Source organism: Pseudomonas sp. NMI542_15, from assembly GCF_021283425.1.
GTDB classification, from domain to species: Bacteria; Pseudomonadota; Gammaproteobacteria; order Pseudomonadales; family Pseudomonadaceae; genus Aquipseudomonas; species Aquipseudomonas fortuita.
Genome location: NZ_JAJSRO010000011.1, coordinates 174,213 through 181,716 on the forward strand (window position 1 = coordinate 174,213; position 7,504 = coordinate 181,716).

The 7,504-nt window shown below is 62.8% G+C and carries 4 protein-coding genes; 2 read left to right on the plus strand and 2 right to left on the minus strand.

Annotated features, from left to right (window positions below):
- Window positions 1-163 precede the first annotated feature (163 nt).
- Window positions 164-1,000, minus strand: coding sequence for a 23S rRNA (adenine(2030)-N(6))-methyltransferase RlmJ (locus LU684_RS17520; protein ID WP_016489491.1), 837 nt, complete (start codon window positions 998-1,000; stop codon window positions 164-166).
- A gap of 186 nt (window positions 1,001-1,186) precedes the next feature.
- Here LU684_RS17520 and LU684_RS17525 point away from each other — a divergent pair, with 186 nt between their 5' ends.
- Window positions 1,187-1,441: a hypothetical protein gene (locus LU684_RS17525; protein ID WP_016489492.1), complete on the plus strand. Its 255-nt coding sequence runs from the start codon at window positions 1,187-1,189 to the stop codon at window positions 1,439-1,441.
- 77 nt (window positions 1,442-1,518) lie between these two features.
- On the opposite strand, the gene putP is transcribed toward LU684_RS17525, so the two are convergent.
- Window positions 1,519-2,997, minus strand: coding sequence for a sodium/proline symporter PutP (gene putP, locus LU684_RS17530; RefSeq protein WP_232894857.1), 1,479 nt, complete (start codon window positions 2,995-2,997; stop codon window positions 1,519-1,521).
- 358 nt (window positions 2,998-3,355) lie between these two features.
- Between putP and putA the strand changes: the two genes are divergently transcribed.
- On the plus strand, window positions 3,356-7,309 hold the full coding sequence (gene putA, locus LU684_RS17535; RefSeq protein WP_232894858.1) for a trifunctional transcriptional regulator/proline dehydrogenase/L-glutamate gamma-semialdehyde dehydrogenase: 3,954 nt from the start codon (window positions 3,356-3,358) through the stop codon (window positions 7,307-7,309).
- Window positions 7,310-7,504 lie beyond the last annotated feature (195 nt).

Sequence of the window (7,504 nt, forward strand, 5' to 3'; positions counted from 1 at the left end):
CTAAAGGGCGGGATTATAACGCAAACATGCGCGCAACGCGGCAACCCGTACTGGCCTCATCGCCGGCAAGCCAGCTCCCACAGGAACACCGCTGCCCTCAAGGGAGATGCAGTACTTGCAGGAGCTGGCTTGCCGGCGATGAGGCCAGTACAGGCAGGCAATACTATTCGGCGATGAGCCAGTCCATGCGATAGCTACCGTCCGTCTGCGCCAGCTCCTTGGCCAGCCACGGCAGCAGCTCCTTGAGCTCTTCTTCCAGGCCCCATGGCGGGTTGGCGATGGCCAGGCCCGAGCCATTAAGGCCCTGCGGGCTGTCCTGGTGGTGCACATACAGCTCGACCCGCAGCAATTTTGGCGCGCCAGTGCTGGTCAGGTCCTGGTAGTAACGCGTCAGCGAGCGCTGGTCCTTGATGGGGTACCAGATAGCCGCGACGGTCTGGCGCATGCGGCTGATGGCCTCTTTCATGGAATGGGTGCAGCGCTTGAGCTCATCGGCCTGCTCGAACGGCGGGTCGATCAGCATGATCGCGCGCTTTTCCTGCACCGGTAGCAGGGCCCTGGGCACATGCCAGCCTTCGCCCAGGTGCACGACCACACGCGGGTCTTTTTTCATGTTCTCTTTGAGCAGCGGCCCGTCTTCAGGATGCTTTTCGTTGAGCAGGGCGCGGTCTTGCTGGCGCATCAGGCGGCGAGCCAGCTCGGGCGAACCGGGGTAGTAACGCAGCTCGCCGTCCGCGTTCAGGCGCTTGATGACGCGCAGGTAGTCGGCAGCCATGGCGGGCACATCATCGCGGCCCCACAAGCGGGCGACGCCTTCCAGGTACTCGCCGGTCCGGGTTGCCTGGTCGCCTTGCAGGTCGTACAGACCAAGCCCGGCGTGGGTATCGATGTAGGCAAATGGCTGCTCCTTGCGCGACATCAAGGCGATGAGGCGGGTCAGCACGATGTGCTTGAGGACGTCGGCGTGGTTGCCGGCGTGGAAGGCGTGACGATAGTTCATGGCAACTCCTGCGGGGGTGGCAAGTTTACCTTGCCTTGCAGACGGAGTCAGGTGCAGCAATCAACCGCAAGCGCCCTCGCGCCGTTGAGAAGCCATGAAAACCCTCATCGTCCGGAATGAATTCCTGATTCGCTGCGCCCCTGCAAATCCCAAGAATCGAGTCTCCACCAACCAGGAGCAAATGAAATGAAAGCTTCCATCCAATACGATAAAACTCAAAACCGCCTGCACGGCAAACTGGGCCTGGACAATGTGCCTTATACCGCCCAGCTCAAACTCAAGAACCCTGAAGGCGTTACTGAGACACTGGTAGTGCCAAGCTCGAAATCCGACGAATGGGAGGTTGGCCTGGACCGGCATGGCCCTGGCAAGTATGAAGCCCTGATCGTGCCACGTGTGGCCGGTGCGTTCGAACCAACGCGGTGCGAGTTCACCCTGTAAGCAATCATCCGCTACAAACGAGTACGGCCCGAACAACACTGTTGTTCGGGCCGTACTCGTTGCCTACCCAGCACTCATCACTTGTCAGCGTGATACGCCGCGTCTGCCGTCTCGAAGCGCTGCACCATTGCCCTGGAGGGGCTGCCCAGCTTGCTCACCAGAACGATGGCGATGCTCGCCAGCAGGAAGCCCGGGATAATTTCGTACAGACCCCAGGTATCGATCTGCTTCCACAGGATCACGGTCAGTGCACCCACCACGATACCGGCCAGCGCGCCGTTTCGGGTCATGCCTTTCCACAGCACCGAAATCAGCACCACCGGACCGAAGGCGGCACCGAAGCCAGCCCAGGCGTAGGCCACAAGGCCCAGCACGCGGTTTTCCGGGTTGGCAGCCATGGCGATGGCAATCAGGGCCACGGCCAGCACCATCAGGCGACCGACCCACACCAGCTCGAGCTGCGAAGCGTTCTTGCGCAGGAAGGCCTTGTAGAAGTCTTCGGTCAATGCACTGGAGCACACCAGCAACTGGCAGCTCAGGGTGCTCATTACCGCCGCAAGAATGGCCGACAGCAGTACGCCGGCGACCCATGGGTTGAACAGGATCTTGGCCAGCTCTATGAACACACGCTCATGGTTCTCGGTGACCGGGCCCGCCAGGTCAGGGTTGGCCGAGAAGTAGGCGATGCCGAAGAAGCCCACGGCGCAGGTACCGGCCAGGCACAGGATCATCCAGGTCATGGAGATGCGGCGAGCCTTGGCGATCGACTTCACCGAATCGGCGGCCATGAAGCGCGCCAGGATGTGCGGCTGGCCAAAGTAGCCCAGGCCCCAGCCCATCAGCGAGATGATGCCGATGAAGGTAGCACCTTTGAACATGTCGAAATTGGCTGGGTTCACCGCCTCGATGGCAGCAAAGGTGGTGTCGAAACCGCCCGCGGAAATCAGCACGATCACCGGGGTCAGGATGAGCGCGAAGATCATCAGCGAAGCCTGAACCGTATCGGTCCAGCTCACCGCCAGGAAACCACCGACGAAGGTGTAGGCGATGGTCGCTGCGGCGCCAGCCCACAGGGCAGTCTCGTAAGACATGCCAAAGGTGCTTTCGAACAGGCGGGCACCGGCAACGATGCCAGAAGCGCAGTAGATGGTGAAGAACACCAGGATGACGATCGCCGAAATAATCCGCAGCAGGCCGCTATTGTCTTCGAATCGGCTGGAGAAGTAGTCCGGCAGAGTCAGCGCATCGCCGTTGTGCTCGGTCTGGACACGCAACCGGCCAGCGACGAACAGCCAGTTCAGGTAAGCACCAACGGTCAAACCGATGGCGATCCACGCCTCGGACAGGCCCGAAAAGTAGATGGCGCCCGGCAGGCCCATCAGCAGCCAGCCGCTCATGTCGGATGCCCCGGCAGACAGCGCTGTAACAACGCTACCCAGGCTGCGACCACCCAGAATGTAATCGGAAAGGTTGTTGGTGGCGCGATAGGCGGCGAAGCCGATCAGTACCATTGCTGCGATGTAGACCACGAAAGTGATCGTAAGTGGATTGCCCATGCGTGTGCCCTGGCGTTTGTTTTTATCTCATGCACAACCATAGTCGTGACGGTTGCACCCAGGCGGCGAATCCTATGCAACAACGCAAAGCAGGTGCAACCATTTTTCATTTGGAAGTTGCACCCGCTCGTCAATATTCCGTAGGAGGCACTTTTTTGCTCCTTTTTGGAGCATCACAGGGGTTTTTCATAAGAAAACTCACCCTTAAAGCCCTTATTGAAGGGCATGGAAATGTCTGTCAGACGAGTTGCACCTATAGCGCCAAAAAATGCGGTTGCACCTGGTTGCACCCGAATTGTCCTACAGCTACTCTTGGCGCCAGCTTAGGCCACATCCGTGGCAATAACGAGGATAAGAAATGGCGACTACCACCCTTGGGGTCAAACTCGACGACCCGACCCGTGAGCGACTCAAAGCAGCTGCGCAGTCCATTGACCGCACGCCGCACTGGTTGATCAAGCAAGCGATCTTCAATTATCTGGAGAAGCTTGAGGGTGGTGCCACCCTGACCGAACTCAACGGCCATGTCGGCAACCTTGTCGACGATGCCGGTGAGATCCCGGCCGACCACAGCCACCAGTGCTTCCTCGAATTTGCCGAGAGCATCCTGCCGCAGTCGGTACTTCGCGCGGCAATCACCGCCGCCTACCGCCGCCCCGAGCAAGAGGTGGTGCCGATGCTGCTGGAACAGGCGCGCCTGAGCGCACCGCTGGCCGAAGCCACCAACAAGCTGGCCGCCGGCATTGCCGAAAAACTGCGTAATCAGAAGAGTGCTGGCGGTCGCGCCGGCATCGTCCAGGGCCTGCTGCAGGAGTTCTCGCTGTCGTCCCAGGAGGGCGTGGCGCTGATGTGCCTGGCCGAAGCCCTGCTGCGCATCCCCGACAAGGGCACCCGCGATGCGCTGATCCGCGACAAGATAAGCACCGGCAACTGGCAGCCGCACCTCGGCAACAGCCCGTCGCTGTTCGTCAACGCCGCCACCTGGGGCCTGCTGCTGACCGGCAAGCTGGTCAGCACCCACAACGAATCCGGCCTCACCTCCTCGCTCACCCGCATCATCGGCAAGAGCGGCGAGCCGATGATCCGCAAAGGCGTCGACATGGCCATGCGCCTGATGGGCGAGCAGTTCGTCACCGGTGAGACCATTGCCGAAGCCCTGGCCAACGCCAGCCGCTTCGAGGCCAAGGGTTTCCGCTATTCCTACGACATGCTCGGCGAAGCCGCACTGACCGAGCACGACGCGCAAAAGTACCTGGCCTCCTACGAGCAAGCCATCCACTCGATCGGCAAGGCCTCCCATGGCCGCGGCATCTATGAAGGCCCGGGCATCTCCATCAAGCTGTCGGCACTGCACCCGCGCTACAGCCGCGCCCAGTACGAGCGCGTGATGGAAGAGCTGTACCCGCGCCTGCTGTCGCTGACCCTGCTGGCCAAGCAGTACGACATCGGCCTGAACATCGACGCCGAAGAAGCCGACCGCCTGGAGCTGTCGCTCGACCTGCTCGAGCGCCTGTGCTTCGAGCCGTCGTTGGCGGGCTGGAACGGTATCGGTTTCGTTATCCAGGCCTACCAGAAGCGCTGCCCGTACGTGATCGACTACGTCATCGACCTGGCCAAGCGCAGCCGCCACCGCCTGATGATCCGCCTGGTAAAAGGCGCCTACTGGGACAGCGAGATCAAGCGCGCCCAGGTCGAAGGCCTGGAAGGCTACCCGGTCTATACCCGCAAGGTGTACACCGACGTTTCCTACGTCGCCTGCGCCCGCAAGCTACTGGCCGTACCAGAAGCCATCTACCCGCAGTTCGCCACCCACAACGCCCACACCCTGTCGGCCATTTACCACATTGCCGGGCAGAACTACTACCCGGGCCAATACGAGTTCCAATGCCTGCACGGCATGGGCGAGCCGCTGTACGAGCAAGTGGTCGGCAAGATTGCCGATGGCAAGCTGAATCGCCCGTGCCGGGTCTATGCGCCGGTTGGTACCCACGAGACGCTGCTGGCCTACCTGGTACGCCGCCTGCTGGAAAACGGCGCCAACACCTCGTTCGTCAACCGCATCGCCGACCACTCGATCTCCATTCAGGAACTGGTCGCCGACCCGGTCGCCAGCATCGAGCGCATGGGCACCCAGGAAGGCAACATCGGCCTGCCACACCCGCGTATCCCGTTGCCGCGCGACCTGTATGGCACTGAGCGGGCCAACTCGGCCGGCATCGACATGGCCAACGAGCACCGCCTGGCGTCACTGTCCTGCGCCATGCTGGCCACCGCTCACAACGACTGGAAGGCCGCCCCGATGCTGGCCTGCGCCGCCAGTGAAAGCGCTGCCGCGCCGGTACTGAACCCAGCGGATCACCGCGACGTGGTCGGCCATGTACAGGAAGCCACCGTTGCCGACGTGGACAACGCCATCCAGTGCGCTTTGAACGCCGCGCCGATCTGGCAGGCCACCCCACCCGCCGAGCGCGCTGCCATTCTGGAACGCACCGCCGACCTGATGGAGGCCGAAATCCAGCCGCTGATGGGTCTGCTCATTCGCGAAGCCGGCAAGACCTTCGCCAACGCCATCGCTGAAGTGCGTGAAGCCGTGGACTTCCTGCGCCACTACGCCGTGCAGGCACGCAACGATTTCAGCAACGACGCCCACCGCCCCCTGGGCCCAGTGGTGTGCATCAGCCCATGGAACTTCCCGCTGGCGATCTTCACCGGCCAGGTAGCTGCGGCCCTGGCTGCCGGCAACCCGGTGCTGGCGAAGCCCGCCGAGCAAACCCCGCTGATCGCCGCCCAGGCCGTGCGCCTGCTGCTGGAAGCCGGCATCCCCGAGGGCGTGCTGCAACTGCTGCCGGGCCGCGGCGAAACCGTCGGCGCCGGCCTGGTGGGTGACGAGCGCGTTAAAGGCGTGATGTTCACCGGCTCCACCGAGGTTGCCCGCCTGCTGCAGCGCAACGTCGCCGGCCGCCTGGACAACCAGGGCCGCCCGATCCCGCTGATTGCCGAAACCGGCGGCCAGAACGCGATGATCGTCGACTCCTCGGCGCTGACCGAGCAGGTGGTGATCGACGTGGTGTCCTCGGCCTTCGACAGTGCCGGCCAGCGTTGCTCGGCCCTGCGCGTGCTGTGCCTGCAGGAAGACTCCGCCGACCGCGTAATCGAAATGCTCAAGGGCGCCATGGCCGAAAGCCGTCTGGGCTGCCCGGACCGCCTGGCCGTGGACATTGGCCCGGTGATCGACGCCGAAGCCAAGGCCGGCATCGAGAAGCACATCCAGGGCATGCGCGAGAAAGGCCGCGCGGTCTATCAGGTGGCCATTGCCGACGCGACCGAGGTCAAACGTGGCACCTTCGTGATGCCGACCCTGATCGAGCTGGAAAGCTTCGACGAACTGAAGCGTGAAATCTTCGGCCCGGTGCTGCACGTGGTGCGTTACAACCGCCGCAACCTGGACCAACTGATCGAGCAGATCAACAACTCCGGCTACGGCCTGACCCTCGGCGTGCATACCCGCATCGACGAGACCATCGCCAAGGTGGTGGAAACCGCCAACGCCGGCAACATGTACGTCAACCGCAACATTGTGGGTGCAGTGGTGGGCGTGCAGCCGTTCGGTGGTGAAGGCCTGTCTGGCACCGGCCCGAAAGCCGGCGGCCCACTGTACCTGTACCGCCTGTTGTCGACCCGCCCGGCCGATGCCATTGGCCGCCACTTCCAGCAGCAGGACGGCGAAGGCAAGCCAGACCGCACCCTGCACGAACAGCTGGTCAAGCCGCTGCACGGCCTGAAGGCCTGGGCCCAGAGCAACCAACTGGCCGACCTGGCTGCGCTCTGTGACCAGTTCGCCAGCCAGTCGCAGAGCGGCATCGCCCGCCTGCTGCCAGGCCCGACCGGCGAGCGCAACAGCTACACCATCCTGCCGCGTGAGCACGTGCTGTGCCTGGCCGACAACGAGGCTGACCTGCTGGCGCAGTTGGCCGCCGTACTGGCCGTCGGCAGCTCGGCGGTGTGGGCAGACAGCGAGCCTGGCAAAGCCCTGCGTGCCCGCCTGCCGCGTGAGCTGCAGGCCAAGGTGAAGCTGGTGGCAGACTGGAACAAGGATGAAGTGGCGTTCGACGCCGTGATCCACCATGGCGACTCGGATCAGCTGCGCAGCGTCTGCCAGCAGGTGGCCAAGCGTGCCGGTGCCATCGTCGGTGTGCACGGGCTGTCCAGCGGGGATCACCAGATTGCGCTGGAGCGGTTGGTGATTGAGCGGGCGGTGAGTGTGAACACTGCTGCTGCCGGCGGTAATGCCAGCTTGATGACCATTGGCTGAGGCTGAGGGTTGTTGAAAAAAGGAGAGCTTCGGCTCTCCCTTTTTTATGGGGGTTTGTTTGAGATTGGGTTGGGCTGACAGGTGCTCGCCACAACATTTTGTGCGCGTGTGAGACCGAGCGCCGCCCGCGCGGCGCATCGCGACGCAAGGCCGCTCCCACATCTGTTTCGGGCCAGTCTCTCCTGTGCCTATGGC

Coding starts and splice junctions, on each gene's coding strand:
- putA (WP_232894858.1), top strand. CDS start 3,356: ATGGCGACTACCACCCTTGGGGTCAAACTCGACGACCCGACCCGTGAG.
- putP (WP_232894857.1), bottom strand. CDS start 2,997: ATGGGCAATCCACTTACGATCACTTTCGTGGTCTACATCGCAGCAATG.
- LU684_RS17520 (WP_016489491.1), bottom strand. CDS start 1,000: ATGAACTATCGTCACGCCTTCCACGCCGGCAACCACGCCGACGTCCTC.
- LU684_RS17525 (WP_016489492.1), top strand. CDS start 1,187: ATGAAAGCTTCCATCCAATACGATAAAACTCAAAACCGCCTGCACGGC.